Annotated in this window: 28 protein-coding genes and 1 pseudogene; 15 read left to right on the plus strand and 14 right to left on the minus strand. The window is 57.8% G+C overall.

Annotated features, from left to right (window positions below):
* Nucleotides 1-2 precede the first annotated feature (2 nt).
* A complete protein-coding gene (locus KW062_RS00905; protein ID WP_146118197.1) occupies nt 3-1,052 on the minus strand; it encodes a hypothetical protein in 1,050 nt (349 codons plus the stop codon).
* Nucleotides 1,053-1,342: 290 nt separating this feature from the next.
* Between KW062_RS00905 and KW062_RS00910 the strand changes: the two genes are divergently transcribed.
* A complete protein-coding gene (locus KW062_RS00910; RefSeq protein ID WP_105753518.1) occupies nt 1,343-1,546 on the plus strand; it encodes a hypothetical protein in 204 nt (67 codons plus the stop codon).
* A 641-nt stretch (nt 1,547-2,187) separates the two neighbouring features.
* Here the strand turns inward: KW062_RS00910 and KW062_RS00915 are convergent.
* On the minus strand, nt 2,188-2,592 hold the full coding sequence (locus KW062_RS00915; protein WP_105753517.1) for a hypothetical protein: 405 nt from the start codon (nt 2,590-2,592) through the stop codon (nt 2,188-2,190).
* A gap of 509 nt (nt 2,593-3,101) precedes the next feature.
* Between KW062_RS00915 and KW062_RS00920 the strand changes: the two are divergent.
* A pseudogene (locus KW062_RS00920) lies at nt 3,102-3,527 on the plus strand (DNA-processing protein DprA); the annotation flags it as partial.
* 67 nt (nt 3,528-3,594) lie between these two features.
* A complete protein-coding gene (locus KW062_RS00925; protein WP_027616654.1) occupies nt 3,595-4,152 on the plus strand; it encodes an L-threonylcarbamoyladenylate synthase in 558 nt (185 codons plus the stop codon).
* Nucleotides 4,153-4,204: 52 nt separating this feature from the next.
* Here the strand turns inward: KW062_RS00925 and KW062_RS00930 are convergent, their stop codons facing one another.
* Complete coding sequence (locus tag KW062_RS00930; RefSeq protein WP_105753516.1) at nt 4,205-5,182, minus strand: NADPH:quinone reductase; 978 nt, start codon at nt 5,180-5,182, stop codon at nt 4,205-4,207.
* 165 nt (nt 5,183-5,347) lie between these two features.
* Here KW062_RS00930 and hemF point away from each other — a divergent pair, with 165 nt between their 5' ends.
* A complete protein-coding gene (gene hemF / locus KW062_RS00935; protein ID WP_027616652.1) occupies nt 5,348-6,265 on the plus strand; it encodes an oxygen-dependent coproporphyrinogen oxidase in 918 nt (305 codons plus the stop codon).
* 36 nt (nt 6,266-6,301) lie between these two features.
* Entirely contained in the window at nt 6,302-7,117 is an 816-nt protein-coding gene (gene aroE, locus KW062_RS00940; protein WP_105753515.1) for a shikimate dehydrogenase, read from the plus strand.
* Here the strand turns inward: aroE and KW062_RS00945 are convergent.
* From KW062_RS00945 to betC, 3 genes are all read right to left on the minus strand, one after another.
* Nucleotides 7,114-8,682: a SulP family inorganic anion transporter gene (locus KW062_RS00945; protein ID WP_105753514.1), complete on the minus strand. Its 1,569-nt coding sequence runs from the start codon at nt 8,680-8,682 to the stop codon at nt 7,114-7,116. The two genes, aroE and KW062_RS00945, sit on opposite strands and share 4 nt — an antisense overlap.
* A 93-nt stretch (nt 8,683-8,775) precedes the next feature.
* A complete protein-coding gene (gene choX, locus KW062_RS00950) occupies nt 8,776-9,696 on the minus strand; it encodes a choline ABC transporter substrate-binding protein (RefSeq protein ID WP_027616649.1) in 921 nt (306 codons plus the stop codon).
* A gap of 18 nt (nt 9,697-9,714) precedes the next feature.
* Nucleotides 9,715-11,229 carry a choline-sulfatase gene (gene betC, locus KW062_RS00955; RefSeq protein ID WP_105753513.1) on the minus strand — a complete coding sequence of 505 codons (1,515 nt, stop codon included), beginning with the start codon at nt 11,227-11,229 and terminating at the stop codon, nt 9,715-9,717.
* A 114-nt stretch (nt 11,230-11,343) separates the two neighbouring features.
* On the opposite strand from betC, the gene KW062_RS00960 reads away from it, so the two are divergent.
* Together KW062_RS00960 and KW062_RS00965 are read left to right on the plus strand one after the other, a co-directional pair.
* On the plus strand, nt 11,344-12,294 hold the full coding sequence (locus tag KW062_RS00960; RefSeq protein WP_027616647.1) for a choline sulfate utilization transcriptional regulator: 951 nt from the start codon (nt 11,344-11,346) through the stop codon (nt 12,292-12,294).
* Between the two features lie 27 nt (nt 12,295-12,321).
* A complete protein-coding gene (locus KW062_RS00965; RefSeq protein WP_027616646.1) occupies nt 12,322-12,648 on the plus strand; it encodes a DOPA 4,5-dioxygenase family protein in 327 nt (108 codons plus the stop codon).
* Nucleotides 12,649-12,706: 58 nt separating this feature from the next.
* Here the strand turns inward: KW062_RS00965 and trpA are convergent, their stop codons facing one another.
* Both trpA and trpB read right to left on the minus strand, forming a co-directional pair.
* On the minus strand, nt 12,707-13,519 hold the full coding sequence (trpA, locus tag KW062_RS00970; RefSeq protein WP_027616645.1) for a tryptophan synthase subunit alpha: 813 nt from the start codon (nt 13,517-13,519) through the stop codon (nt 12,707-12,709).
* Nucleotides 13,519-14,739: a tryptophan synthase subunit beta gene (gene trpB, locus KW062_RS00975; protein WP_027616644.1), complete on the minus strand. Its 1,221-nt coding sequence runs from the start codon at nt 14,737-14,739 to the stop codon at nt 13,519-13,521. Before trpB ends, trpA begins: the two co-directional genes overlap by 1 nt.
* Before the next feature lie 111 nt (nt 14,740-14,850).
* Here trpB and KW062_RS00980 point away from each other — a divergent pair, with 111 nt between their 5' ends.
* Nucleotides 14,851-15,744 (plus strand): LysR family transcriptional regulator, encoded by an 894-nt coding sequence (locus tag KW062_RS00980; RefSeq protein WP_105753512.1) that lies wholly within the window; start codon nt 14,851-14,853, stop codon nt 15,742-15,744.
* Here KW062_RS00980 and KW062_RS00985 read toward each other — a convergent pair.
* Nucleotides 15,741-16,067, minus strand: coding sequence for a DUF883 family protein (locus tag KW062_RS00985; protein WP_027616642.1), 327 nt, complete (start codon nt 16,065-16,067; stop codon nt 15,741-15,743). The two genes, KW062_RS00980 and KW062_RS00985, sit on opposite strands and share 4 nt — an antisense overlap.
* A 154-nt stretch (nt 16,068-16,221) precedes the next feature.
* On the opposite strand from KW062_RS00985, the gene KW062_RS00990 reads away from it, so the two are divergent.
* Nucleotides 16,222-16,437 carry a dodecin gene (locus KW062_RS00990; RefSeq protein ID WP_027616641.1) on the plus strand — a complete coding sequence of 72 codons (216 nt, stop codon included), beginning with the start codon at nt 16,222-16,224 and terminating at the stop codon, nt 16,435-16,437.
* 131 nt (nt 16,438-16,568) lie between these two features.
* The gene (locus tag KW062_RS00995; RefSeq protein WP_027616640.1) at nt 16,569-16,790 is read left to right on the plus strand and encodes a DUF1161 domain-containing protein; all 222 of its coding nucleotides are present in this window, start codon (nt 16,569-16,571) and stop codon (nt 16,788-16,790) included.
* A gap of 63 nt (nt 16,791-16,853) precedes the next feature.
* On the opposite strand, the gene KW062_RS01000 is transcribed toward KW062_RS00995, so the two are convergent.
* Nucleotides 16,854-17,855, minus strand: a complete 1,002-nt coding sequence (locus KW062_RS01000) for an LLM class flavin-dependent oxidoreductase (protein WP_027616639.1) — start codon at nt 17,853-17,855, stop codon at nt 16,854-16,856.
* Nucleotides 17,856-18,101: 246 nt separating this feature from the next.
* Between KW062_RS01000 and KW062_RS01005 the strand changes: the two genes are divergently transcribed.
* Nucleotides 18,102-18,533 (plus strand): OsmC family protein, encoded by a 432-nt coding sequence (locus tag KW062_RS01005; RefSeq protein WP_027616638.1) that lies wholly within the window; start codon nt 18,102-18,104, stop codon nt 18,531-18,533.
* A 121-nt stretch (nt 18,534-18,654) separates the two neighbouring features.
* Complete coding sequence (locus KW062_RS01010) at nt 18,655-18,888, plus strand: DUF1161 domain-containing protein (protein ID WP_027616637.1); 234 nt, start codon at nt 18,655-18,657, stop codon at nt 18,886-18,888.
* Between the two features lie 6 nt (nt 18,889-18,894).
* Here KW062_RS01010 and KW062_RS01015 read toward each other — a convergent pair whose 3' ends face one another.
* Both KW062_RS01015 and KW062_RS01020 read right to left on the minus strand, forming a co-directional pair.
* Entirely contained in the window at nt 18,895-19,320 is a 426-nt protein-coding gene (locus tag KW062_RS01015) for a PA0061/PA0062 family lipoprotein (protein ID WP_027616636.1), read from the minus strand.
* A 40-nt stretch (nt 19,321-19,360) separates the two neighbouring features.
* Nucleotides 19,361-19,777: a PA0061/PA0062 family lipoprotein gene (locus KW062_RS01020; RefSeq protein WP_027616635.1), complete on the minus strand. Its 417-nt coding sequence runs from the start codon at nt 19,775-19,777 to the stop codon at nt 19,361-19,363.
* Nucleotides 19,778-19,836: 59 nt separating this feature from the next.
* On the opposite strand from KW062_RS01020, the gene KW062_RS01025 reads away from it, so the two are divergent.
* On the plus strand, nt 19,837-20,910 hold the full coding sequence (locus KW062_RS01025) for an aminopeptidase (RefSeq protein ID WP_027616634.1): 1,074 nt from the start codon (nt 19,837-19,839) through the stop codon (nt 20,908-20,910).
* A 22-nt stretch (nt 20,911-20,932) separates the two neighbouring features.
* Here KW062_RS01025 and KW062_RS01030 read toward each other — a convergent pair whose 3' ends face one another.
* Both KW062_RS01030 and KW062_RS01035 read right to left on the minus strand, forming a co-directional pair.
* Nucleotides 20,933-21,583: an HAD family hydrolase gene (locus KW062_RS01030; RefSeq protein ID WP_105753510.1), complete on the minus strand. Its 651-nt coding sequence runs from the start codon at nt 21,581-21,583 to the stop codon at nt 20,933-20,935.
* A gap of 19 nt (nt 21,584-21,602) precedes the next feature.
* Nucleotides 21,603-22,148: a gamma carbonic anhydrase family protein gene (locus tag KW062_RS01035; RefSeq protein ID WP_105753509.1), complete on the minus strand. Its 546-nt coding sequence runs from the start codon at nt 22,146-22,148 to the stop codon at nt 21,603-21,605.
* A gap of 62 nt (nt 22,149-22,210) precedes the next feature.
* On the opposite strand from KW062_RS01035, the gene prlC reads away from it, so the two are divergent.
* Nucleotides 22,211-24,289: an oligopeptidase A gene (prlC, locus tag KW062_RS01040; protein WP_177327209.1), complete on the plus strand. Its 2,079-nt coding sequence runs from the start codon at nt 22,211-22,213 to the stop codon at nt 24,287-24,289.
* A complete protein-coding gene (locus KW062_RS01045) occupies nt 24,286-24,573 on the plus strand; it encodes a YheV family putative zinc ribbon protein (RefSeq protein WP_027616630.1) in 288 nt (95 codons plus the stop codon). Before prlC ends, KW062_RS01045 begins: the two co-directional genes overlap by 4 nt.
* Nucleotides 24,574-24,608: the final 35 nt, after the last annotated feature.

A 24,608-nucleotide genomic window follows, 5' to 3' on the forward strand; every position in this document is an offset into this window, starting at 1 on the left:
GGTCACAAGGTGTATTTTCTTTTTCTTCGCACCTTGCTTGATATGGGCTTATTTTCAGCCGTATAAGGCTCAGCCTCTACCTCAGCCTGCTCTATCGAACTAAACATAACCATTTCTATTTCATCGTCATACGTCGGGTGTTTTTGAATATTTTCAGCTCGTTCGATAACCTCGACTTTATTCAGCTCCTCCATAATAGGGTCATCGGTCTTAATGCTTTTAATCCACTCGGTTAATGATATTTTAAATTGAGTAAACAATCCTTTCATCTCATTCAAGAGTGAGATCGAGCGATCAGCATCAGCCTTGGCCATTCTAGCGGTTGCTGTGGCTTCCTGTGCTGAAATTCTGGATTGCTGGGCCAGCAATATCTGGCTGGCGGCTTCCTGAGCCGCACCAGCAGCCTCTGTTTTTAATTTGATGGACTTTTCCTGTTCGTCTCTAAGTTTTTGCTGTTCAAGCTTCCAGCTTTCCAATCTTTTGCCACGGCTTGTATTCACCGGCTTATAATTATCATAGTTGATACTACAATGCTTCATAACAGACGCATTAAATTCTTGTTTTAACGCCACTATCATTCCCTTTTTATCCAGCTTATCTAGTCTTTCCCCCTTGTATATGCGTGGAATTAAAAGGTTCATATGGGGTTTATTTTGGTCGTGTAGGTTTGAAAAACAATTCCTGCCAAAGTCATTAACAGGTTCATCAGGTTTTAAGTGCTTATGAGCTGCCCTAATCATATCAGCCGAAATTTTCTTCCATTGTTCATCGGTGGGTTTTCGCACTGTATCAGGCAAACCCAGCACAAAGCTTTGTGCATATGATTCAACCTTTCTACCACCCTTTTTATTGGACATATCAAAGTCCAATGTTTCACATATGGCACCTTTCACAAACTCACTAATTTTGCCATGCAATGGCACTATACGGGTTTCATTTTTTGCATGGTTCTTATGCTTTTCATCCAGCAAGTATTTTGAATAAGCAACTAATCCGTCTTGTCTTTCTTTAACTCGTTGCGATATCACTGTCCAGTTTTTGATTTTTGCCATGATAAAATGTACTGTTGATATGTATGTTTTACCACGAATTTAAATAACTTCAACTACTCTGGTTATTATAAGGTATTCAAGATAGGACAACCCTTCGGGTTGACGGCTTCGCCTTCCTACTTGTTAGGGGGATACCCCCTAATACCCCAGCCCTGACGGGCTTAAAAGCAAGAGCAAAAGCAAAGCAAGAAATAAGAAAAAAGCCATCCTGATAATTCTTTCGTTTTAGCCCTTGAAAATCGAAAAATACATGGTATTGGTATTATGGATACTAAAATGGAGGAATCATTATGGCCTATGAAGAAATAAAAATTGATTGGAGTAACGTTGAGCAGGTTAAAGTGGCAAGAAATATTGAGGTCTTATATTTCACAAAAATAGTTAAGCCTCTTTATAAAAAAGGGGAGTTGCCACGGGAGGAATATGACGAGGTACGTAATAACGCAATAAGGCTAAATACCCTGTATGAAAATCTTATAGCTAACCCGCAATAAATAACCCGCCATAGAGCGGGTTTTTATTGTCTTTAATTTGACATTACGGAATTAAATGGTAGCTTGTAAAAAGGTGAACCCCAAATGTAGTTAGCATTTAGAGTTCGGCGTTGACACTGATGACAGCAGTATCAACTTGTAATTAAAGTTATATCATATAATTTTAACTCTTCAAGTCCCTTCTGCTGTAAAAACTCAATAACTATAAGAAAATCAGTATTAACTCCTGTAAGCAATGTTGGAAATTCAAGAGATTGTTCCGTTGCGTAGCCTAAGAGGAATAGAATGGGGATACTGGAAATTCTTCGACCCGCCAGCCATATAGCGATATATGTTGAACAGGGTTCCAGTGTGGCGATGATAGCTTGTTAGCCACTATAGTGTTCAAAGCTTAAACTGAGTATCACTGAATTTAAGCCCTGAGAAAGTAGCAAATCAGGTCAGGCTTTACTTGTTTTTTTTGATAAAAACGAGGAAGACCAGATTTGCCTGAGAAGATCAAAGGCGTAGCCTTCTTCGAAGGCAATTCTGGAATTAAAAAGCGAGAAAAGCCCAAAGGCTTTTTGAGTAAATAAAGAAGATATCTTTATAGTAAGAAGACACACGTACCCACCCGCGATTCTTCCCTAGAACCACATTAATCAGCTAATAAAGTCAATCGCCGAAACCTTTCCAGCAATTGCTATAAACCAATCCGATTCAATCTCTATCAACTCTCCCCCTAGAAATAAATCATCCTTATTGAAGCTTAGAATTTCCCTTGGCGTCGCGTTGGAGTTTTTTGCGAGACACATTACCATATAGCACTTAGCTCCCCCCTTAATAAGCTCAATATGGCTAAGACGCTCCATATAACCGAGGTTGTCCTGACCCTCACCGTATTTTTGCAAGTGCGAGAGCTGCATATAATGGGTGGTGTCACGCTTTACTTTTCTATCCTGCCATACACGTAGAATAACTGCTCCATCGTCGCGTATTCCGCCCCAAGACCACCGAGGGTTTTTAAGTGGCGAACCAAGTATTTTAAAGAATTGCGTCAAGTTCATATGGCCTCCAATATGCTGAATTCCATTACTTAGTTTTATACGGGGTTAATATAACAGGATAGCACAAGTCATAAATAGTACGAGCCAGAGTCTGGTCATAGTCTATCCAGCATCCTGTTACAACCACACCCTCACTACTCCAAACACCTCCGTCAGATGAGTCAGAGTAAATCCACCAGATTGATTTATTTTCCAATATGGCAAACCAGTTTGAATACCCGGATGGGAGATGCTGCCGTAGTAATCCTTTTCTTTCACTCTCTGCTGCACTTTCCCAAGATCGGAAACGGCTGACCGTTGTGCCGTTCTTAACTATGTATAGCCGGATGCTTTCTCTGGTGTCCATAGTGAGCCTTTTTTCTGCGATAGCCCAAATATACCAAACGAATGGAATCCCGCTCTAAAAGGACATATCCGTGGCCGGTTGCCCTTCTGCTCCCCAAAGGCACGGGTACAAGTCCCCGAACCTTCGGCGACCTCGATCAAAAATCACTTGGTAAAACGTATGCCGGATCATCAGTGGTTTGTCCCTCGGGGTGCTGGTGGTGGAGGCCAGTGTCGCCAGTGGTTCTTTGATTACTGCACGGCTTGCTGCTGAACAGGGGCGCGAGGTCTACGCCATCCCGGGCTCCATCCATCACCCGGTCGCCCGAGGCTGTCACCAGCTAATTCGTGATGGCGCGGTGCTGGTGGAAACCATCGAGCACATTCTCGAAGGGCTACGGGGCTGGCAAAACCTGGCGGTGCCCGCGCAACCGGCCGTGGCTCTCGATCATCCCCTGCTCTGTTTGCTGATTGCTGCACCGCATACCAGCGAAGCCTTGGCTGACGCCTGCGGCTGGACATTGCCGAAAGTGCTGGCGGCCCTGACCGAGCTTGAGATGGATGGGCGCGCCGTGTGTGAAGGCGGACGCTGGTTTGCCCGCCTAAGCTAGGTTCAGACGCTGGGCTTTACAGGGAAGATGGGTAAACTGCGCACAGCCTTAATTTGGAGAGTCGATCATGGTCAACAGGTGGCGTGTGCAGCAAGCCGCACGAGGAATTCGCGCAGGGGCGGTGATTGCCTATCCAACGGAAGCTGTCTGGGGGCTGGGTTGCGACCCCTGGGACGAAGAAGCGGTCTATCGTCTGCTGGCGATCAAGGGGCGCTCGGTTGAAAAGGGCTTGATCCTGGTGGCCGATAATATCCGTCAGTTCGATTTCCTGTTCGAGGATTTCCCTGAACTGTGGATGGATCGCATGGCCAGCACCTGGCCAGGCCCCAACACCTGGTTGGTCCCGCATCAGAACATGCTGCCGCAATGGATCACGGGTGTGCACGAAACCGTCGCCTTGCGCGTCAGCGATCACCCGCAGGTGCGCGACCTGTGTTCGCTGGTCGGGCCGCTGGTATCGACTTCCGCCAACCCGCAGGGCCGTCCGGCGGCGCGCACGCGTCTGCGGGTCGAGCAGTACTTCCGTGGTGAAGTCGACCTGGTGCTGGGCGGCAGCCTCGGTGGGCGCAAGAATCCGAGCGTGATTCGCGACCTGGCCACCGGGCACGTGGTGCGCCCGGATTGACACCGCTTGCCGCTCTTCGCTGGCAGGTGAGCGCCAGCGAAAGCGGCTTATTTCAGGGCAGGAGAATGGTCGAGCCGGTAGTGCGCCGCGCCGACAACTCTGCCTGCGCCTTGGCCGCGTCGGCCAGCGAATAGCGCTGGCTGATATCCACCTTCAGTTGGCCACTGATGATCATCTCGAACAGCTCATCGGCCATGCGCTGCAGGTTGTCGGCGTTGTTGGCGTAGGTCGCCAGCGTCGGGCGAGTGACGTACAGCGAGCCTTTGGCCGCCAGAATCCCCAGGTTAACGCCGTCAACGGCACCGGAGGCATTGCCGAAGCTCACCAGCAGGCCACGGGGCGCAGTGCTGTCGAGGGAGGTCAGCCAGGTGTCTTTGCCGACACCGTCGTAAACTACCGGGCATTTCTGCCCATCGGTCAGTTCCAGCACTCGTTGTGCAACGTTTTCGTGGCTGTAGTCGATGGTCGCCCAAGCGCCGTTGGCCTTGGCCAGTGCGGCCTTTTCCGGCGAGCTGACGGTGCCGATCAGTTTCACCCCGAGCGCCTTGGCCCATTGGCAGGCCAGCGAGCCGACGCCCCCGGCTGCGGCGTGGAACAGGATGGTTTCGCCGCCCTTGAGTTCATAAGTCTGACGCAACAGGTACTGCACCGTCAGGCCCTTGAGCATCACCCCGGCGGCCTGCTCGAAACTGATAGCGTCCGGCAGATGCACCAGGTTGGCTTCGGGTAGCACGTGTACATCGCTGTAGGCGCCCAGCGGGCCGCTGCCATAAGCCACGCGATCACCGACCTTGAACCGGGTGACTTCGCTGCCCACCGCCTGGACCACGCCGGCGCCTTCCGCACCGAGGCCCGACGGCAAGGCCGGAGGCGCATAGAGACCGCTGCGGAAATAGGTGTCGATGAAGTTCAGGCCGATCGCCTTGTTACTCACCCGGACTTGATGCGGGCCTGGCTCGGCGGGCTGATAATCCACGTACTCAAGTACTTCGGGGCCGCCATGGGCGCTGAACTGGATACGTTTGGCCATCTGCACTCTCCTTGGGTGGTTTTGCGTAGGGGGTCTATCGGACTCCTAAGCTTGACCTTCGTCAACTGCGGCAGGTGTGGGTGCAGTGGTATGCTACGCGCCCATTTGCGTTGGCCGCCGCTCCGTGCGGGCGCCACGTAGCTTTGCCCGATTCAAGGTGATGCCATGACTACCCGCACCGAGGCCGTTAAAGCCTACCTGCTCGACCTGCAAGACCGCATTTGTGCTGCACTGGAAACCGAAGACGGCGGCACTCGTTTTGTCGAAGACGCCTGGACCCGGCCTGCCGGCGGTGGCGGTCGCACGCGGGTGATCGAAAATGGCGCGCTCATCGAAAAAGGCGGGGTCAACTTTTCTCACGTCTTCGGCAGCGGTTTGCCCCCTTCCGCCAGCGCGCATCGGCCTGAATTGGCTGGGCGTGGCTTTGAAGCCCTCGGCGTGTCGCTGGTGATTCATCCGCACAATCCCCATGTGCCGACGTCCCACGCCAACGTGCGGTTTTTCATCGCCGAAAAAGAAGGCGAAGAGCCGGTCTGGTGGTTTGGCGGCGGCTTCGACCTGACCCCTTACTACGGCAATGAAGAAGACTGCGTGCATTGGCACCGTGTCGCCGCTCAGGCCTGTGCGCCGTTCGGGGCAGACGTCTACAGCCGCTACAAGGACTGGTGCGACAGCTATTTCCACATCAAGCATCGCAACGAGCCTCGCGGCATTGGCGGTCTGTTCTTCGATGACCTGAACGAGTGGGACTTCGATACCAGCTTTGCCTTCATGCGCGCCATTGGCGATGCCTACATCGACGCTTACCTGCCGATCGTGCAGCGACGCAAGGCCCAAGCCTTCACCGCGCAACAGCGTGAATTCCAGGAATTTCGTCGCGGGCGTTATGTCGAGTTCAACCTGGTTTACGACCGTGGCACATTGTTCGGCCTGCAATCGGGCGGGCGCACCGAGTCGATCCTCATGTCGCTGCCGCCGCAAGTGCGTTGGGGCTATGACTGGAAAGCCGAGCCCGGCAGTGAAGAGGCACGCTTGACCGAGTACTTCCTGCAGGACCGGGACTGGTTGGCAGGCACTGTTTAATAGCGAACCTGAAGGCGCTTACCCAGAGGTTGTGAGATGGATCAGTACGTAGTTTTCGGTAACCCGATTGGCCATAGCAAGTCGCCATTGATCCATCGCCTGTTCGCCGAGCAGACCGCCCAGCAACTCGATTACCAGACCTTGCTGGCGCCACTGGATGATTTTTCCGGCTGTGCCCGGGCATTTTTCCGCGAAGGTCGCGGCGCCAACGTGACGGTGCCATTCAAGGAAGAAGCCTATCGCCTGGCCGATCAGCTGACCCCTCGCGCGCAACGGGCAGGTGCGGTCAACACCTTGAGCAAGCAAGCGGACGGCAGCCTGTTGGGCGATAACACCGACGGCGCTGGACTGGTCCGTGACCTGACGGTCAACGCTGGATTCAGCCTGCGCGGCAAACGCATCCTGTTGCTGGGGGCTGGCGGTGCGGTGCGGGGTGCGCTGGAGCCACTGCTGGCCGAACAACCGGCGTCGGTGATCATCGCCAACCGCACGGTGGAAAAAGCCGAATTGTTGTGTGAATTGTTCACTGATCTCGGCCCGGTGTCGGCGAGTGGTTTCGGTTGGCTGCGTGAGCCGGTGGACCTGATTGTCAACGCCACGTCGGCCAGTCTGTCGGGCGATGTACCGCCGATTGCCGGCAGCCTGATCGAACCGGGCAAGACCCTGTGCTACGACATGATGTACGGCAAGGAGCCGACCTCGTTCTGTCGCTGGGCGGCCGATCAGGGCGGCGTGACGATGGACGGCCTGGGCATGCTCGCCGAGCAGGCTGGCGAAGCGTTCTTCCTGTGGCGCGGCGTGCGTCCGGACACCGCGCCAGTGCTTGCCGAACTACGCCGGCTGCTCGCCTAGTCTTCGAATCGTATCGGGCACTTCTCCAGCCCTTCGAGTTTGCGCAGTTCCTCGATTACATGAACCCGCGCCCGGCGCAGGGTCAGGCTGCGCTTCTGTCTGAGCAGGCGACGGGCCTCTTGATGGAGCATCTCCACGCCCGAGTAATCGATGAAGTTGATGTACTGCGCCTCGATCACCACCTTCAGGCCCTGGGTGCGTTGCAGGCGCACTTGCAGGTAATGGCTGGCGCCGAAAAAGATCGAGCCGCCGACCCGCAGGATTTCCTCGTCACCTTCGCGCCACTGCTGCACTCGCGGCTGCGAGGTGCGTTTCAGATAAAAGAACAGCGAGGCCAGCACGCCGGCGTAGATCGCGGTCTGCAACTCCAACAGCAGTGTGGCGACACAGGTCAGCGCCATCACCACGAACTCGGCACGGCTGACCCGGAACAGCGAGCGAATCCCGCGATGGTCCACCAGGCCCCAGCAAATCAGGAGGATGCTGCCGGCCATAGCCGGAATCGGAATGTGCGCGATCAGCGCCGCGCCGCTCACCGCAAACAGCGCCACCCAGAGCGCCGAGAACACACCGGCCAGCGGCGAACAAGCGCCCGCCTCATAGCTCAACCCGGAACGAGTAAAGGAGCCGGCCGACAGCGAGCCGGAGAAAAAACTGCCGACAATGTTCGACAGCCCCTGGGCGCGGACTTCCTGATTGGCATCGAGCAACTGCTGCGAGCGCGCCGACAACGAGCGGGCAATCGACAGGCTGGTGACCAGGCCGAGCATGCCGACGGCCACCGCACTCGGCAGCAGGCGCAGCACCAATTCCAGATCCAGCGGCAACGGGCTAAATGGCGGCAGGCGTCCAACAAATGCGCTGACCAGCGCCACATGACCGAACATCGATGGCCACAGCCATACCAGCAGGCTGCCGGCGATCAGGCTGATCAACAGGCTCGGCCAACGCGGTCGCCACAACTTGATCAGAATGCCCAGTGCCAGGGTGCCGAGGCCCAGCGCCAACGACGGTTTATCCACGGCGTCGAGATGGTTGACCAGTGACAGCAGACTATTGAGCGCGGTTGCCTGGCTCGGCAGGTCCAGCCCCAGCAGGTTCGGCAACTGTCCGAGGGCGATAACGACGGCGGCGCCCAGGGTGAATCCCAGTACCACCGAGTGCGAGACGAAATTCACCAGGGCGCCGAAGCGCAGAAGTCCCAATAGCCATTGGAAGACCCCGGCGAGGAAGGTCAGCAACAGGATCAGGGTGATGTAGTCCTGCGACGCCGGGACGGCCAGAGGGCTGACGCTGGCATAGAGAACAATGGATATGGCTGCTGTAGGACCGCAGATCAAATGCCAGGAAGAACCCCAGAGGCAGGCGATTAGCACCGGGATGATGGCGGCGTACAAGCCGTATTCCGGGGGAAGGCCGGCGATCAATGCGTAGGCGATGGATTGTGGCAACGCCAGAATGGCGCCGCTCAGGCCCACCAACAGGTCGCGGCCGACGCTAGCGCGGGTTTGCCGGGGCAGCCATTTGAGAAAGGGAAAGAGCGAATGGCGACTGGGGATTGCCATGAATCCTCGCGATTGGGGTGTTTGCCAAAGAGTATCAGGGCCCGGGCGAATGTTCCCGCGCTGCTGGCAGGAACAGACCCGGGTCGAGCAGATTTAGAGCTTGGCTTGCACCGCCGGCAGCGCGTCTTTGCCATCCGCCGTCTTGACCCCGTCCAGCCATTTTTCCAGTACCGCCGGGTTGGCTTTGATCCAGGCTTTTGCGGCATCGGCGTTGCTGACCTTCTTATTCACCACCTCGGCCATGATGCTGTTCTCCATGTCCTGGGTGAAGCTCAGGTTGGTCAGCAGCTTGCCGACATTCGGGCAGGCCTGCGCATAACCCTTGCGAGTCAGGGTGTACACGCTGCCGGTGTCGCCGAAATATTTCTCGCCGCCCTTGAGGTAGTGCATTTTCAATTGCACGTTCATTGGGTGCGGAGTCCAGCCAAGGAAGGTCACGAACTTCTGCTTTTTCACTGCTCGCGAGACTTCGGCGAGCATTGCCTGCTCACTGGACTCCACCAGTTTCCATTGACCCATTTCGAAGTCATTCTTCTTGATGATTTCCTGCAGCGAGAGGTTGGCCGGCGCGCCGGAGCCGATGCCATAGATTTTCCGGTCGAACTTGTCGGCGTACTTGTTCAGGTCGGCAAAATTCCGCACCCCGGCGTCCCACACATAGTCCGGTACAGCCAGGGTGAACTCGGTGCCATCGAGGTTCTTGGCCAACTGGGTGACATCTCCAGTGGCGACGAACTTGTCATAGAAGCCCTGCTGCGCCGGCATCCAGTTGCCGAGGAAGACATCGACCTGACCGTCCTTGAGTCCGCCAAAGGTGATCGGCACGGCGAGGGTATCGACCTTGGCCTTGTAACCCATGCCATCGAGCAGGAAGCCAGTGATCGCATTGGTCGCGGCAATATCGCTCCAGCCGGGGTCGGCCATCTTTACGGTGGCGCAGCTGGTGTCGTCGGCCCAGGCCGGAACGCAGATCACCAGCAGGCCCGCGCTCAATACGGTGGATAACCTTTGCATGCTCTTCTTCCCCTTACGTTATTGGTTTTGGCAGGGTTGTGGATAACGAGCCTTGCGCTCCAGATCATCGAGGTCGATGTGGTTGCGCATGTACTGCTGACTGGCGTCGACCATTGGCTGGTGATCCCAGCTCTTGAGCTTGCCCAGGGTCAGCGCGTCGGCGACGAAGCGGCGGCGGCGCTGGCTGGCAAGGACTTGGTTGTGAATGGTTGGAATGTCCCACTTGGCGCGTGCTTCGGCGAGGAACGCGGCGAACAGTTCCCGGTGGTCCGCTGACTGGCTGAGCTCTTCGCGCTCCAGCGGGTCGTTGCTCACGTCGTACAGCAGGCAGGGATCGCTTTCACTGTAGATAAATTTGTACGGCCCGCGTCGGATCATCATCAGTGGGCTGACGGTGCCTTCGGCCATGTATTCGCCAAACACTTCGTCATGCCCGCCCTGCCCTTGCAGATGCGGCAACAACGAGCGACCGTCCAGTGGCAGACCTGGCTCCAGTTGGCCGCCGGCGAGCGCGACGAAAGTCGGCAGCAGGTCGGCGGTAGAGACTGCGGCACTCACACGCCCGGCTGCGAACTGTCCCGGTGCGCTGATCAGCAGCGGTACCCGGGCCGCCATTTCGAACCAGTGCATTTTGTACCAGAGGCCGCGCTCGCCCAGCATGTCCCCGTGGTCGCCGGAGAAGACGATGATGGTGTCGTCGATCAGACCGGTCTCTTCAAGTGTTTGCATGAGCTTGCCGACATTGGCGTCGATGTAGCTGCACGCACCAAAATAGGCGCGGCGCGCATCGCGGATTTTCTCCACCGGCAATGGCTTGTTCCACAGGTCGTAGACCTTGAGCAGGCGCTGGGAGTGCGGATCGAGGTCGGACTGATCGGGAGTTTCCGGCAGCGGGATGTCCTGGTCGTCGTATAGGTCCCAGAATGCCTTGGGAATGGTGTACGGGTCGTGAGGGTGGGTCATCGAGACCGTCAGGCAAAACGGTTGATCGCCGTCTTCACGAATGTGATCGAACAGATACTGCTGCGCCTTGAACACCACCTCTTCATCAAAATCCAGCTGGTTGGTGCGCACACATGGGCCGGCTTGCAGCACCGATGACATGTTGTGATACCAGCTTGGGCGCACGTCCGGCTCATCCCAATTCACGGCCCAGCCATAGTCCGCCGGGTAGATGTCGCTGGTCAGGCGTTCTTCATAACCGTGAAGTTGGTCCGGCCCGCAGAAGTGCATCTTCCCCGAGAGTGCGGTGCGATAGCCGAGCCGGCGCAGATAATGGGCATAGGTCGGGACGTCGGCGGGGAAGTCCGCCGCATTGTCGTAGGCGCCGATTTTGCTCGGTAACTGACCGCTGACCAGGGTGAAGCGTGAAGGCGCGCACAACGGACTGTTGCAGTAGGCGGCTTCGAACACCACGCCTTCGGCAGCGAGACGGCTCAGGTTGGGCAGCTTGATCGGTGATGAACCGTAGAACGGCAACAGTGGCGCGGCCATTTGATCGGCCATGATGAAAAGAATGTTCTTGCGCTTCATGTGATCGCGGCATTCCATAGTGAGCAGTTATGCGAAAGTGCTGCGATCGAGAATGGAGTCCGCTCACTTCGTGGTAAAGCCCATGGCCGGCAATGACTAGGATAACGACAGCTTATGTATGACGCCCTTGGTGAGTTATCGCTGGATCTGCTGCGTACCTTTGAAGCGGCGGCGCGCCATCGCAGTTTCACCGCTGCGGCAGTTGAACTGGGAACCACTCAACCTGCGGTCAGTCAGCAGCTCAAACGGCTGGAGGAGCAACTCGATACGCGCCTGTTCGACCGCATTTATCGGGGCATCGAATTGACGGAAGCCGGGACCATTCTGTTCGAGCATGTACAGGCCGGCTTGCAGGGCATCGATGATGGCCTGAATGCAATCAGCGCCCAGCACCAGCACGAGGTGTTGCAAGTGGCCACCGACTTCGCCTTTGCCGCCTACTGGCTGATGCCACGGTTGCATCGCTTTCACCAGGCCAATCCCCAGGTGGATGTGAGCCTGGTCACCAGCGAACGCAGTCACAACATGCTGCGTACCGACATTGATGTAGCGGTGCTGTTTGGCGATGGGCGCTTCAAGCAGGGCGAAAGTCATTGGTTGTTCAGTGAAGAGGTGTTTCCAGTTTGCAGCCCTTTGCTACTCAAGGACCGACCTGCTCCCCTTCCCGCCCAGGCACTCATGGAGCTGCCCTTGCTTCATCTGCGCGGCGAGAACCGCAGTCACTGGTTTGATTGGAGCGGCGTGTTCCGCAGTCTGGGGATCGGCACTTCGCCCGCACCGGGGCAACTGCGCTTTGATAACTACACGCTGTTGATTCAGGCGGCGATTGGCGGCCAAGGGGTGGCCATCGGTTGGCGTCATCTGGTTGATAACCTGCTGACGCAAGGCTTGCTGGTGCGCCCGATCAACGAGACGGCGCTGTCGAGCTTTGGCTACTACGTGGTATTGCCTCAGCGCAAAAGGCGGCGCGCGTTGATCCAGCAGTTCGTCGACTGGTTGATGAGTGAGCAGGCCAGTAGTGCTGAATCGCTGACAGGCTTGGCCCTGCCATCAATTGCGGTGTAGCTTGATCATTTGCGCCACGAGAATGATATGCAACGGATCAAGGGCTATCACGCCCACGTTTATTTTGATGCGACCACTATCGACCAGGCCCGGGCTTTGTGTGAGCAGGCTGCTCAGACATTCAAACTGCGGATGGGGCGGGTCCACGAGCGGCCGGTCGGCCCCCATCCCGACTGGAGTTGTCAGTTGGCGTTCGAGCCGGAATTGATTGGCGTGGTGCTGCCATGGTTGGCGCTTAATCGAAACGGCTTGGTGGTGTTCCTGCACCCGGAAACCGGTAATGACCTGCTGGACCACACCGATCACGCAATCTGGATGGGCGCTATTCGGCCGCTGGATCTGTCGAATTTCTAGATGCGCATAAAAAAGGCCCAGGGCAAAAACCTGAGCCTTCGATGCCGCTTTTAGATACTCAAGCAGTGCGCGCGTTACGCACACCTTGTGACAGCGCCGAGCACAGGCTCAACACGCCATCGATGGCTTGCTCGGATGTCGTCGCGTTGGCGATGTGATCGATCAGGGCCGAACCCACCACCACGCCGTCCGCTAGGCGAGCAATCGCAGCCGCCTGCTCCGGAGTGCGGATACCGAAGCCGATGCTGATTGGCAAATCGGTGTGTCGACGCAGACGAGCGACGGCTTCCTCGACATGCTCCAAGGTGGCCGCGCCGGCACCGGTCACACCGGCAACCGACACGTAATAGACGAAGCCCGAGCTGCCGTTGAGTACGGTCGGCAGGCGTGCGTCGTCAGTGGTCGGGGTGGTCAGGCGGATAAAGTCCAGACCTGCCGCTTGAGCCGGATCACAGAGTTCGCCGTTATGTTCAGGCGGCATATCCACCACGATCAGACCATCGACGCCGGCCTCCTTGGCATCGGCGATGAAGCGTGGAACGCCGTAGTAGTGAATCGGATTGAAGTAACCCATCAGCACCAGCGGGGTGTCGTTGTTCTCGGCACGGAACTCGCGAACCATCTGCAGGGTTTTCGCCAGGTTCTGTTTGGCACCCAGCGCCCGGATGTTGGCCAACTGGATCGCCGGGCCATCGGCCATTGGGTCGGTGAAGGGCATGCCGAGTTCGATCACGTCCGCCCCCGCCGCTGGCAGGCCCTTGAGGATCGCCAGGGAGGTGTCGTAGTTCGGGTCGCCAGCGGTGATGAAGGTCACTAGGGCCGCACGGTTCTGCTCTTTGAGTTCGGTGAAACGAGTCTGCAGGCGGCTCATCAGTGTTTCTCCTGCTTGGATTGTTCCATGTGGAACATCACTGTTTGCATGTCTTTATCACCTCGGCCGGACAAGTTGACCACCATCAGGTGATCCTTGGGCAAGGTCGGTGCACGTTTGAACACTTCTGCCAGGGCGTGGGCGCTTTCCAGCGCTGGAATGATCCCTTCCAGGCGGCAGCACTTGTGGAACGCATCGAGGGCTTCGTCGTCGGTCACCGAGGTGTATTGAACACGACCGATGTCATGCAACCAGGCGTGTTCCGGGCCGATGCCCGGATAGTCGAGACCGGCAGAAATCGAGTGTGCATCGATGATCTGGCCATCGTCGTCCTGCAGCAGGAAGGTGCGGTTGCCGTGCAACACGCCCGGTACGCCACCGTTCAAGCTGGCGGCGTGCTTGCCGGTTTCGATGCCGTGCCCTGCCGCTTCAACGCCGATGATCTCGACACCTTGGTCATCGAGAAACGGGTGGAACAGTCCCATGGCGTTCGAGCCACCGCCGATGCAGGCCACCAGGCTGTCGGGCAGACGGCCTTCCTGAGCCTGCAGTTGGTCGCGAGTTTCCTTGCCGATCACTGCCTGAAAATCGCGGACCATTGCCGGATAAGGGTGTGGACCGGCCACGGTGCCGATCAGGTAGAAGGTGCTGTCGACGTTGGTCACCCAGTCACGCAGGGCTTCGTTCATCGCGTCTTTCAGGGTACCGGTACCGGCAACCACCGGGATCACCTCAGCGCCCAGCAGTTTCATACGGAACACGTTGGCCTGTTGCCGCTCTATGTCGGTGGTGCCCATGTAGATCACACATTCCAGGCCAAAGCGCGCGGCGACGGTGGCTGTGGCCACACCGTGCATGCCGGCGCCGGTCTCGGCGATGATGCGTTTCTTGCCCATGCGCCGAGCCAGCAGGATCTGGCCGATGCAGTTGTTGATCTTGTGCGCGCCGGTGTGGTTCAGCTCTTCGCGTTTGAGATAGATTTTTGCGCCGCCGCAGAATTCGGTCAGACGCTCGGCGAAATAAAGCGGGCTTGGGCGGCCGACGTAGTCGCGCTGGAAGTAGGCCAGTTCTTCTTTGAAGGCTGGATCCTCTTTGGCGGCTTCGTATTCACGGGCCAGGTCGAGGATCAACGGCATCAGGGTTTCGGCAACGTAACGGCCGCCGAACGCGCCGAACAGGCCGCTGGCGTCAGGGCCGTTGCGCAGATTAGTCTGGGTCATGGGGCGCTCCAGGTGAATGCGTGAAGAGATAATGGCGTTCACTCTACCCCTGACGCTCCCCGGTGAAAACCGATAAGATCGCCACGACCTGTCAGGAAAACTCACCTATCCATGAGCCACGACCTGCCCCCTCTCAACGCCCTGCGCGCCTTCGAAGCCACTGCTCGCCTGAATAGCGTCAGTCAGGCGGCGGAGCAATTACACGTGACTCATGGGGCCGTGAGCCGGCAACTGAAAGTCCTCGAAGAACACTTGGGCATCAGCCTGTTCGTCAAAGATGGCCGCGGCATTAAACTCACAGATGCCGGCGTACGTCTGCGCGATGCCAGTGCCGATGCTTTTGAGCGACTACGCAGCGTTTGCGCTGAGCTGACGCAGGGTCACGCCGATGCGCCCTTTGTGCTCGGCTGCTCTGGCAGTTTGTTGGCGCGCTGGTTTATTCCGCGCCTGGGACGATTGAATGCCGATCTCCCGGACCTGCGCTTGCATTTGTCGGCGGGCGAAGGTGATCTCGATCCGCGCCGCCCTGGACTGGACGCCCTGCTGGTTTTCGCCGAGCCGCCGTGGCCAGCGGACATGCACGTCTATGAACTGGCCAGTGAATGCATCGGCCCGGTGCTCAGCCCACGTTGCGCCGCATACGAAACATTACGTGCGGCGCCGGCCAGCGCCCTGCTCGAGCAAGCCCTGTTGCACACAACCTCACGCCCGCAAGCCTGGCCCAGTTGGGCGCAACACAATCACCTCGACCCGCATGCCTTGAAGTTCGGCCAGGGTTTCGAGCATTTGTATTATCTGTTGGAGGCGGCGGTTGCCGGTTTGGGAGTGGCTATCGCTCCACAGCCGCTGGTGGCTGAGGATTTGAAGGCGGGTCGCCTGATTGCGCCGTGGGGCTTTTCGCAAACCCCGGCGCAACTGGCGTTGTGGTTACCCAAGCGCGCCGCGGACGGGCGCGCTCGGCAACTGGCGCAGTGGCTGAAAAACGAACTGCGCCAGGCGGATTAGTCGCCGCGTTTGCACAACAGATACGCCGCCAACAGGCCCAGGGCACCGACTGCGACACCCGCCGTGGTCCACGGGTGCTCCTGCGCGTAGTCGCGGGTGGCGATCCCGGTCTCGCGGGTTTTCACTTTGACTTCTTCGTACGCGTCGCTGAGCAGGCTGCGCGAGTGTTTGAGCGCGCTCTCGGCATTGCCTTTCAAGGTTTTCAGGGTTTTCAGCGACTCGTCAGAGGCATCGCTTTTCAAGCTTTCCAACGACTTGAGCAGACTCTCGATCTCGGCTTCCATGCTTTGCAATGAAGCTTTGCGCAACGAGGTGTTGGCCATGGTGACTCTCCTGCATTGATTGAGTGGCATGTGTTGGTTCCGACTCCGGCGCTTCGCGAAAGTGCCGAAAAATCTGAACCTTCTCTGAGGAAATGCACACAGAAGAAATACGAAAAATCACTGCTAGTCTGTATTAACACTTAAGGAGATCGCCATGACTGACCATCACACTTACAAGAAAGTTGAACTGGTGGGCTCATCCCCTACCAGCATCGAAGATGCGATCAACAATGCGCTGGCCGAAGCCAGCAAAAGCATCAAACACCTGGAGTGGTTCGAGGTGGTCGATACCCGCGGGCACATCAAGGACGGCAAGGCGGCGCATTTTCAAGTGACGCTCAAGGTGGGCTTTCGGATCGCCAATAGTTGAGGGTGATCGCAGGCTAATGAACTCGTTCGCTGGCTGATTGCCATAGGAAGTGGCAAAGCGCTATTTAGACTCGGACACTGGAGTCTTGGACTTTATTTATAACCTTTTGATTCGACCAAGGAATGTGACCGATGAAGAAATTGATTCTGGCTTTGGGCTTGCTGAGCATTGCGGGTACAGCGCTGGCGGCGGGTAAGCCGTGTGAGGAACTCAAGACGGAAATTGCAGCGAAGCTCGACGCCAAGGGCGTCTCCGGGTACACGCTGGAAATCGTCGACAAAAACGCTTCGACAGGCGGACAAGTTGTGGGCACCTGCGAAGGTGGCTCCAAGGAAATCGTCTACAAAAAGTGACCCATTCCACACAAGAAAGCCGACGCTCAGGCGTCGGCTTTTTCATGGGTGCTCACAGGGTATTCAACCCTTCATGACCTGCGCCAGCAACTCGTAGGAGTGCAGGCGGTCAGCATGCTCATACAGGTCGCAGGTAAAGATCAGTTCATCGGCCTGGGTCTGCTCGATCAGCACCTCGAGCTTGCCGCGGATCTTCGCCGGACTACCGACCATGGCCAGTCCGAGGAAATCGCCGACAGCCTGTTTCTCATGCGGCAGCCACAAACCGTCCATGGATTTCACTGGTGGGCGCTGCACCAGGCTCTGGCCACGCATCAACGCCAGGATCCGCTGATAGACCGACGTCGCTAGGTAGTCGGCCTGGTCGTCAGTGTCGGCAGCTACCAGTGGCACGCCCAGCATCACGTAGGGTTTATCCAGCACGGCTGAAGGCTTGAAGTGGTTGCGATAGACGCGAATCGCTTCGTGCATGTAACGCGGTGCGAAATGTGAGGCAAAGGCGTAGGGTAAGCCGCGCTCCCCTGCCAGTTGTGCACTAAACAGGCTGGAACCCAGCAGCCAGATCGGTACGTTGGTCCCGGTGCCGGGCATAGCAATGATGCGTTGGTCTGGCGTGCGTGGACCGAGGTAGCGCACCAGCTCTGCGACGTCTTCCGGGAAGTCGTCGGCGCTGCCCGAGCGCTCGCGGCGCAAGGCACGGGCGGTCAGTTGGTCGGAGCCAGGGGCGCGCCCCAGGCCCAAGTCGATGCGCCCGGGATACAGGCTTTCCAGTGTGCCGAATTGTTCGGCAATCACCAGCGGCGCATGGTTGGGCAGCATCACCCCGCCGGAACCCACGCGAATGTTCTTCGTGCCGCCGGCCAGATAGCCCAGCAGCACCGAGGTGGCAGAACTGGCGATGCCGTCCATGTTGTGGTGTTCGGCCACCCAAAAACGGTTGTAGCCCCATTGTTCGACGTGTTGCGCCAAATCCAGTGAGTTACGCAGCGATTGCGCAGGGCTACCGTTCTCCCGGACGGGCACCAGGTCCAGGGTCGAAAACTTGATATCGGACAGCTGTTTCATAAGCCTGCTTCTCCAAAAGGGGGGCGGTGCAGGCTTTTCTCACCAACGAAAACCTGCCGAATGTATAAGCCTGTTCTATGCAATGTGGGCATATACCCGAGTTTCAATAGCAGGCTTGAAATTGCCTACCGGATAGTCGGTCTTATCCGACAATGTGAACTTTGTCCTGCGATCTATCCTCAGAAACCTTGGGAAGCGAAAACCATCAAGGCGCGAACCCTCGCGCCGGATTCTGAGGAGGCACAGATGAGCATCATCAAGAAAGCATCGGCGCATTGGGCAGGTGATCTGAAAACCGGTATTGGCTCGATATCCACGGAAACCGGTGTGCTGCGCGAGGCGCCTTACGGCTTCAAAGCGCGCTTCGAGGGCGGCAAGGGCACTAACCCGGAAGAACTGATTGGGGCCGCACATGCGGGTTGTTTTTCCATGGCCTTTTCCATGATTCTCGGCGAGGCAGGACTTACGGCTGAGAGCATTGATACCCAGGCCGAAGTCACCCTGGATCAGGTTGACGGCGGTTTTGCGATTACCGCAGTTCACTTGGTCCTCAAGGCAAAAATACCTGGCGCCAGCCAGCAGCAATTTGAAGAGCTGAGCAAAAAGGCCAAGGAAGGATGCCCGGTATCCAAGGTGTTGAACGCGAAAATCAGCCTGGACGGTCAGCTCATCACCTGAGCCCTCCCCTGCTGGAGATGGAGGCAGCGCAACGCAGAACTCGTCTGGCACAATGATGGTCGAATTAATGACAGCAGCTTGAGCACACGCCCGTGTGCGCTGCTTAGAGGGAGCTTCAACCATGAAACGTTTTGCCTTGGCGGTAATCTGCGCTGCGCTGACCACATCGGCCCTGGCGGCGCCCAAGCCGTGCGAAGAGCTCAAGGCCGAGATCGAAGCCAAGATTCAGGCCAACAACGTCTCTTCCTACACCCTGGAAATTGTCAGCAACGATGAAGTGCACGACCAGAACATGGTGGTCGGCAGTTGCGAAAATGGCAGCAAGAAAATCATCTACCAGAAGAACGATCGATAAGTCGCCTCAGGGTACGCAATTGATCTGACGTTCTTCGGCGACGATCTGACGCTTGGCGTCGTACAGTCGAGCGCTGGGCGTGAAGGCCAGCGAGCGGGCTTCAAGGCGATAGCGCTGGCCCGCCTGGAAATGGTCGTAAGAGAGGGTCATGTAGCACAACCGCTCCTGCGGATCGGTGTTCATGCCGCCCATGCCGCCGCCAAAAACTTCAAAATCAAAGCGCACCATCAGTTCATGGTGACCGGGCGTGACCTGGAAAAAACGGCCGTCGGTCAGGCGTTGATTGTCCAGGCGCTCGGCCATCAGCACTTTGCCGCCCGGCGACGGCATGGCGAAATCGACCCAGGCCATTTTCGGATCGACCGTTGGCAAGGGTGACGTGGTGCAGCCCGAGAGTGCGGTGAGGGCGAGAAGCAGCAAATACCTGTGCATGATTTATTTCCGTGCGGTCAGGTATTAAGCATAGCGCCGATCAGGTGCCCTGGCAGCCTGTCGGACGGGCCTGACCGACGACTTTTCGCTGCTCATCGTAGAGTTTGGCCCAGGGCCGAAAACCGATATTTCCCGCCTGCAGTTGATAGCGACCGCCGGCGTTGAAATCGGTGTATTTCACGCTCAATTGGCAATCACGCCACAGTGTTTGCGCATCGGGGCCGATGTTGCTCGGCTCGACGGCAAACTGATAGCGCACCGTCAGCTCATGGCTGCCGGGGGGGACTTCGAAGTAACGTTTATCGAGGGTGGCCTTTTCATCGACTTCCAGCGCCTGCAGCGCGGTGTCCTTGGCATGGGGTGTGAGATCAATCCAGGCTTGTGTTGGGTCAGGTTGTGGCAATCCGGCACAGCCGGCTAGCGTCAGCAGGCCTCCACTCAGTATTAATGCGCGCATGGCGAAGCTCCAGTCAGGCGAGATAGTCTTGCAGGCAGACTCCCCAAGGATGATTCGATGTGATCAGGCTGCTTGCGAGCCATCGGTTACTTGATCGCGTTTTGCGCGTTTTGTTTCCGAGTGTGATGTTTTTGCTGCTGAACGGTTGTGCCAGCGTCAGTTACTACAGCCAGTTGGCCAGTGGTCAATTGCAGTTGTTAAACGCTCGTGTTCCGGTCAGCCAGGTCATTGCCGACCCGGCCAGTGACGCGAAACTGCGCGCACACCTGGAGCAATCGCAACGGGCCCGGGACTTCGCTAGCCAGCACCTGCACCTGCCGGATAACCAGAGTTACCGCCTCTACGCAGACATTGGCCGCTCCTACGTGGTGTGGAATGTGTTTGTCACTCCGGAATTTTCCCTCCGTCCGCAGAACTATTGCTTCCCGATTGCCGGCTGTGTGGCCTACCGCGGTTATTACCAGCAGGGTGCCGCGCGCGGTGAGGCGGCTCTCCAGCGCCAGCAGGGCATGGACGTGGCGATCGGCGGCGTCGAGGCCTATTCAACCCTGGGCTGGTTCGATGATCCGATCATGAATTCAATGCTGGGTTGGGGCGACGAGCGGCTGGCGACCCTGATCTTTCATGAGCTGGCGCACCAACGCCTTTATGTGAAAGACGACACTGAGTTCAACGAGTCCTTCGCCAGCTTTGTCGAGCAGGAAGGCACGCGCCAGTGGCGCGCGGCGCGCAACCTGCCTGCGCTGAATGATGCGCAGGAGCGACAGCGCGACCAGTTCATTCAGTTGTTGCTGGACACCCGTGCGCGGTTGGAAAAACTGTATGCCCTGCCCCTGGCGAGCGACGAAATGCGTCGGCGCAAGGCCGCTGAATTCACGCGCTTGCGCGCTGACTACCAGACCCTGCGCGACAGCCAATGGGCTGGCAGCCGACGCTTTGATGCGTGGATCGACGCGCCGATGAACAACGCCCGGCTACTGCCGTTCGGCCTGTATGACCAATGGGTGCCAGCATTCGCCGAGCTGTTCAGGCAGGCGGGCGGCGACTGGCAGAAGTTTTACTTGGCGGCGGAGCGAGTGGGCGCGCTGGCGCCCGCGCAACGCAAACGGGCGCTGATGTCATTGGACGACTGAGTACACCCGGGCGGAAAGCAGACTACCCGCGCAAGAAGGCCTGATGCAGGTCTGCCAGGGTCTCGAAGTGATAGGCCGGTTGTTCCGCGCTCAACTCTTCGTGGCTGCCGAACCCATAACCCACGGCGGCAGCATCCAGGCCATTGCGGCGGGCGCCAATCAGGTCGTGCTTGCGATCGCCGATCATCAGCGTAGTGGAGGGGTCCAGGCCTTCTTCGCCGATCAGGTGGGCAATCAGTTCGACCTTGTCGGTGCGGGTGCCGTCGAGTTCGCTACCGTAAATCACCTTGAAGTGCCGGTCGAAGTCGAAATGTCGGGCAATTTCCCGGGCAAACACCCAGGGTTTGGACGTCGCGATATACAGCTGCCGGCCCTGTACGCTCAGTGTCTCCAGTAATGGCGTGACGCCATCAAACACACGGTTTTCGTACAGGCCGGTGACCTTGAAGCGTTCGCGATAGAAATTCACCGCCTGCCACGCCTTGGCTTCGTCGAAGCCGTAGAACTGCATGAAAGCCTGCAGCAACGGCGGGCCGATGAAGTGTTCCAGTTTGCCCAGGTCCGGCTCGTCGATCCCCAGGTTGCTCAGGGCATATTGGATAGAGCGGGTAATGCCCTCGCGCGGGTCTGTCAGGGTGCCATCAAGGTCGAACAAAACAGTTTGGTAATGCATGAAATGTCCCGAATAAGAGTCAGAGCTGGTCGTAGCCTTCGGCCAGATGCAGGTCTTTGAGCTTGACGTAGTTGCCGGCGCTATAGGTAAAAAATGCGCGCTCCTTGTCAGTCAATGGGCGAACTTGCTTTACCGGACTGCCCACGTACAGGTAGCCACTTTCCAGGCGTTTGCCCGGTGGCACCAGGCTGCCGGCGCCGATGATGACCTCGTCCTCGACAATGGCGCCATCCATCACGATGCTGCCCATGCCGATCAAAATCCGGCTACCGATGTTACAGCCGTGCAGCATGACCTTGTGAGCGATGGTCACGTCATCGCCGATCAGCAGAGGGAAACCGTCGGGGTTGAATGGGCCGGCATGGGTGATGTGCAGGACACAGCCATCCTGCACGCTGGTGCGTTGGCCAATGCGGATGCGGTGCATGTCACCGCGGATCACGGTCAGCGGCCATACCGAGCTGTCGGCGCCGATCTCGACGTCGCCGATGACCACCGCCGAGCCGTCGACGAACGCGCCGTTGCCGAGTACGGGGGTGTGGTTCTGGTACTTGCGAAGGGACACGATAGGCTCTCTCTCTTTTGCTGATAGCTGCGGTGAGCGTCGATTGTAATTAAGATGGCCCCATGTTTCTTCCAGCCAAGGTGCCAACCGTGAGCGTGAACAACCCTCTTTTGCAGCCCTACGACCTACCGCCGTTCTCGGCGATCCGCGCCGAACACGTGCAGCCGGCCATCGAACAGATCCTCGCCGACAACCGCGCCGCCATTGCCGAGATCCTCAAGACCCAGGGCCAACAACCGACCTGGGCCGGCCTGGTGCTGGCGATGGACGAGCTCAACGACCGCCTGGGCGCTGCCTGGAGCCCAGTCAGCCACCTCAATGCCGTGTGCAACAGCGCCGAACTGCGAGAGGCCTATGAGTCCTGCCTGCCGGCCCTGAGCGCCTACTCCACTGAACTGGGGCAGAACCGCGAACTGTTCCAGGCGTTCGAAGCCCTGGCCAACAGCCCTGAAGCCAGCGGCTTCGACGTTGCGCAAAAAACCATCATCGAGCACTCGCTGCGCGACTTCCGTCTGTCGGGTATCGACCTGCCAGAGGCTGAGCAGCAGCGCTACGCCGAAGTGCAGAGCAAGTTGTCTGAACTGGGCAGCCGCTTCTCCAACCAGTTGCTCGATGCCACCCAGGCCTGGACCAAACACGTCAGTGATGAGGCGGCGCTGGCCGGCCTGACCGATTCGGCCAAGGCACAGATGGCTGCGGCCGCACAGGCCAAGGGCCTCGATGGCTGGCTGATCAGCCTGGAGTTTCCGAGCTACTACGCGGTGATGACCTACGCCCACGACCGTGCTTTGCGTGAAGAAGTCTACGCTGCTTACTGCACTCGTGCGTCAGACCAAGGCCCGAACGCCGGTCAGAATGATAACGGCCCGGTCATGGAAGAGATCCTCGACTTGCGTCAGGAATTGGCCAAGTTGTTGGGTTTCTCGAGTTTTTCGGAACTGAGTCTGGCGACCAAGATGGCCGAGTCCACTGATCAGGTGCTGAGCTTCCTGCGCGACCTTGCCAAGCGCAGCAAACCATTCGCCGCCCAGGATCTGCAACAGCTCAAGGCCTATGCCGCTGAGCAGGGTTGTGCGGACCTGCAAAGCTGGGACAGCGGGTTTTATGGCGAAAAACTCCGTGAGCAGCGTTACAGCGTCTCCCAGGAAGCGCTGCGCGCGTACTTCCCGATCGACAAAGTGCTGGGCGGGTTGTTCGCGATTGTCCAGCGCCTGTATGGCATCGAGATCGTCGAGCAAAAAGGTTTCGATACCTGGCATCCCGATGTTCGCCTGTTCGAAATCAGTGAAAACGGCCAGCACGTAGGGCGTTTCTTCTTCGATCTGTACGCACGCGCCAACAAGCGTGGCGGTGCGTGGATGGATGGCGCCCGTGACCGTCGCCGCACCGCCGAGGGCGCGTTGCAGAGCCCGGTGGCCAATCTGGTGTGCAACTTCACCCCGGCTGACAGCGGCAAGCCGGCTCTGCTGACCCACGATGAAGTGACCACCTTGTTCCACGAGTTCGGTCACGGCCTGCACCATCTGCTGACCCGCGTCGATCACGCCGGTGTCTCCGGGATCAATGGCGTGGCCTGGGATGCGGTCGAGTTGCCGAGCCAGTTCATGGAAAACTGGTGCTGGGAGCCCGAAGGCCTGGCGCTGATTTCCGGTCACTATGAAAGTGGCGAACCGCTGCCGCAGGACCTGCTGCAGAAAATGCTCGCGGCTAAGAATTTCCAGTCCGGGCTGATGATGGTGCGCCAGCTGGAGTTTTCCCTGTTCGATTTCGAATTGCATGCCACCCACGGTGATGGCCGCAGCGTTGCACAGGTGCTCGAGGGCGTGCGTGACGAGGTGTCGGTGATGCGTCCGCCTGCCTACAACCGCTTCCCCAACAGCTTTGCGCACATCTTTGCCGGTGGTTACGCCGCAGGCTATTACAGCTACAAATGGGCTGAAGTGCTGTCGGCCGATGCGTTCTCGAAGTTTGAGGAAGAAGGCGTACTCAACGCAGCGACGGGTCGTGCCTTCCGTGAAGCGATCCTGGCGCGTGGCGGTTCTCAGGAGCCGATGGTGCTGTTCGTCGATTTCCGCGGACGGGCGCCGTCGATTGACGCACTCCTGCGTCACAGCGGCCTGAATGAGGACGTAGCAGCATGAGTGATGGGCCTGTGAGCAAAACCAAGAAACGCTTTATCGCCGGAGCCGTGTGCCCGGCGTGCAGCGAGCCGGACAAGTTGATGATGTGGAGCGAAGACGATGTTCCGCATCGCGAATGCGTGGCTTGCGGTTACAGCGATACGCTCAACGAGCAGGGTCTGTCGGTACCCAAGGAGTTGGGTACGCGGGTCAACACCAGTGCGGTGAAGGTTGCGGACGCCAAGGTCCAGACCGTGCAATTTTTCGTCAATCCAAAGCTGAAGAAAAAAACCGACGACGCCTGATTGCGCGGCCGGCTCCTCTCCTCCGGGAGCCGGCC

The sequence above is a fragment of the Pseudomonas fluorescens genome (assembly GCF_019212185.1).
Classification (GTDB): domain Bacteria; phylum Pseudomonadota; class Gammaproteobacteria; order Pseudomonadales; family Pseudomonadaceae; genus Aquipseudomonas.

Excerpts from the sequence above, each read along its gene's own strand:
- KW062_RS00960 (WP_027616647.1), top strand. The coding sequence starts at position 11,344 with ATGTATGACGCCCTTGGTGAGTTATCGCTGGATCTGCTGCGTACCTTT.
- KW062_RS00995 (WP_027616640.1), top strand. The coding sequence starts at position 16,569 with ATGAAGAAATTGATTCTGGCTTTGGGCTTGCTGAGCATTGCGGGTACA.
- KW062_RS00910 (WP_105753518.1), top strand. The coding sequence starts at position 1,343 with ATGGCCTATGAAGAAATAAAAATTGATTGGAGTAACGTTGAGCAGGTT.
- KW062_RS01015 (WP_027616636.1), bottom strand. The coding sequence starts at position 19,320 with ATGCACAGGTATTTGCTGCTTCTCGCCCTCACCGCACTCTCGGGCTGC.
- trpB (WP_027616644.1), bottom strand. The coding sequence starts at position 14,739 with ATGACCCAGACTAATCTGCGCAACGGCCCTGACGCCAGCGGCCTGTTC.
- KW062_RS01020 (WP_027616635.1), bottom strand. The coding sequence starts at position 19,777 with ATGCGCGCATTAATACTGAGTGGAGGCCTGCTGACGCTAGCCGGCTGT.
- KW062_RS01005 (WP_027616638.1), top strand. The coding sequence starts at position 18,102 with ATGAGCATCATCAAGAAAGCATCGGCGCATTGGGCAGGTGATCTGAAA.
- KW062_RS00985 (WP_027616642.1), bottom strand. The coding sequence starts at position 16,067 with ATGGCCAACACCTCGTTGCGCAAAGCTTCATTGCAAAGCATGGAAGCC.
- KW062_RS01030 (WP_105753510.1), bottom strand. The coding sequence starts at position 21,583 with ATGCATTACCAAACTGTTTTGTTCGACCTTGATGGCACCCTGACAGAC.
- KW062_RS00980 (WP_105753512.1), top strand. The coding sequence starts at position 14,851 with ATGAGCCACGACCTGCCCCCTCTCAACGCCCTGCGCGCCTTCGAAGCC.
- prlC (WP_177327209.1), top strand. The coding sequence starts at position 22,211 with ATGTTTCTTCCAGCCAAGGTGCCAACCGTGAGCGTGAACAACCCTCTT.
- KW062_RS01010 (WP_027616637.1), top strand. The coding sequence starts at position 18,655 with ATGAAACGTTTTGCCTTGGCGGTAATCTGCGCTGCGCTGACCACATCG.
- KW062_RS01000 (WP_027616639.1), bottom strand. The coding sequence starts at position 17,855 with ATGAAACAGCTGTCCGATATCAAGTTTTCGACCCTGGACCTGGTGCCC.
- KW062_RS01045 (WP_027616630.1), top strand. The coding sequence starts at position 24,286 with ATGAGTGATGGGCCTGTGAGCAAAACCAAGAAACGCTTTATCGCCGGA.
- KW062_RS00915 (WP_105753517.1), bottom strand. The coding sequence starts at position 2,592 with ATGAACTTGACGCAATTCTTTAAAATACTTGGTTCGCCACTTAAAAAC.
- KW062_RS00930 (WP_105753516.1), bottom strand. The coding sequence starts at position 5,182 with ATGGCCAAACGTATCCAGTTCAGCGCCCATGGCGGCCCCGAAGTACTT.
- KW062_RS00905 (WP_146118197.1), bottom strand. The coding sequence starts at position 1,052 with ATGGCAAAAATCAAAAACTGGACAGTGATATCGCAACGAGTTAAAGAA.
- hemF (WP_027616652.1), top strand. The coding sequence starts at position 5,348 with ATGACTACCCGCACCGAGGCCGTTAAAGCCTACCTGCTCGACCTGCAA.
- trpA (WP_027616645.1), bottom strand. The coding sequence starts at position 13,519 with ATGAGCCGCCTGCAGACTCGTTTCACCGAACTCAAAGAGCAGAACCGT.
- KW062_RS00925 (WP_027616654.1), top strand. The coding sequence starts at position 3,595 with ATGGTCAACAGGTGGCGTGTGCAGCAAGCCGCACGAGGAATTCGCGCA.
- KW062_RS00965 (WP_027616646.1), top strand. The coding sequence starts at position 12,322 with ATGCAACGGATCAAGGGCTATCACGCCCACGTTTATTTTGATGCGACC.
- aroE (WP_105753515.1), top strand. The coding sequence starts at position 6,302 with ATGGATCAGTACGTAGTTTTCGGTAACCCGATTGGCCATAGCAAGTCG.
- betC (WP_105753513.1), bottom strand. The coding sequence starts at position 11,229 with ATGAAGCGCAAGAACATTCTTTTCATCATGGCCGATCAAATGGCCGCG.
- KW062_RS00945 (WP_105753514.1), bottom strand. The coding sequence starts at position 8,682 with ATGGCAATCCCCAGTCGCCATTCGCTCTTTCCCTTTCTCAAATGGCTG.
- KW062_RS00990 (WP_027616641.1), top strand. The coding sequence starts at position 16,222 with ATGACTGACCATCACACTTACAAGAAAGTTGAACTGGTGGGCTCATCC.
- choX (WP_027616649.1), bottom strand. The coding sequence starts at position 9,696 with ATGCAAAGGTTATCCACCGTATTGAGCGCGGGCCTGCTGGTGATCTGC.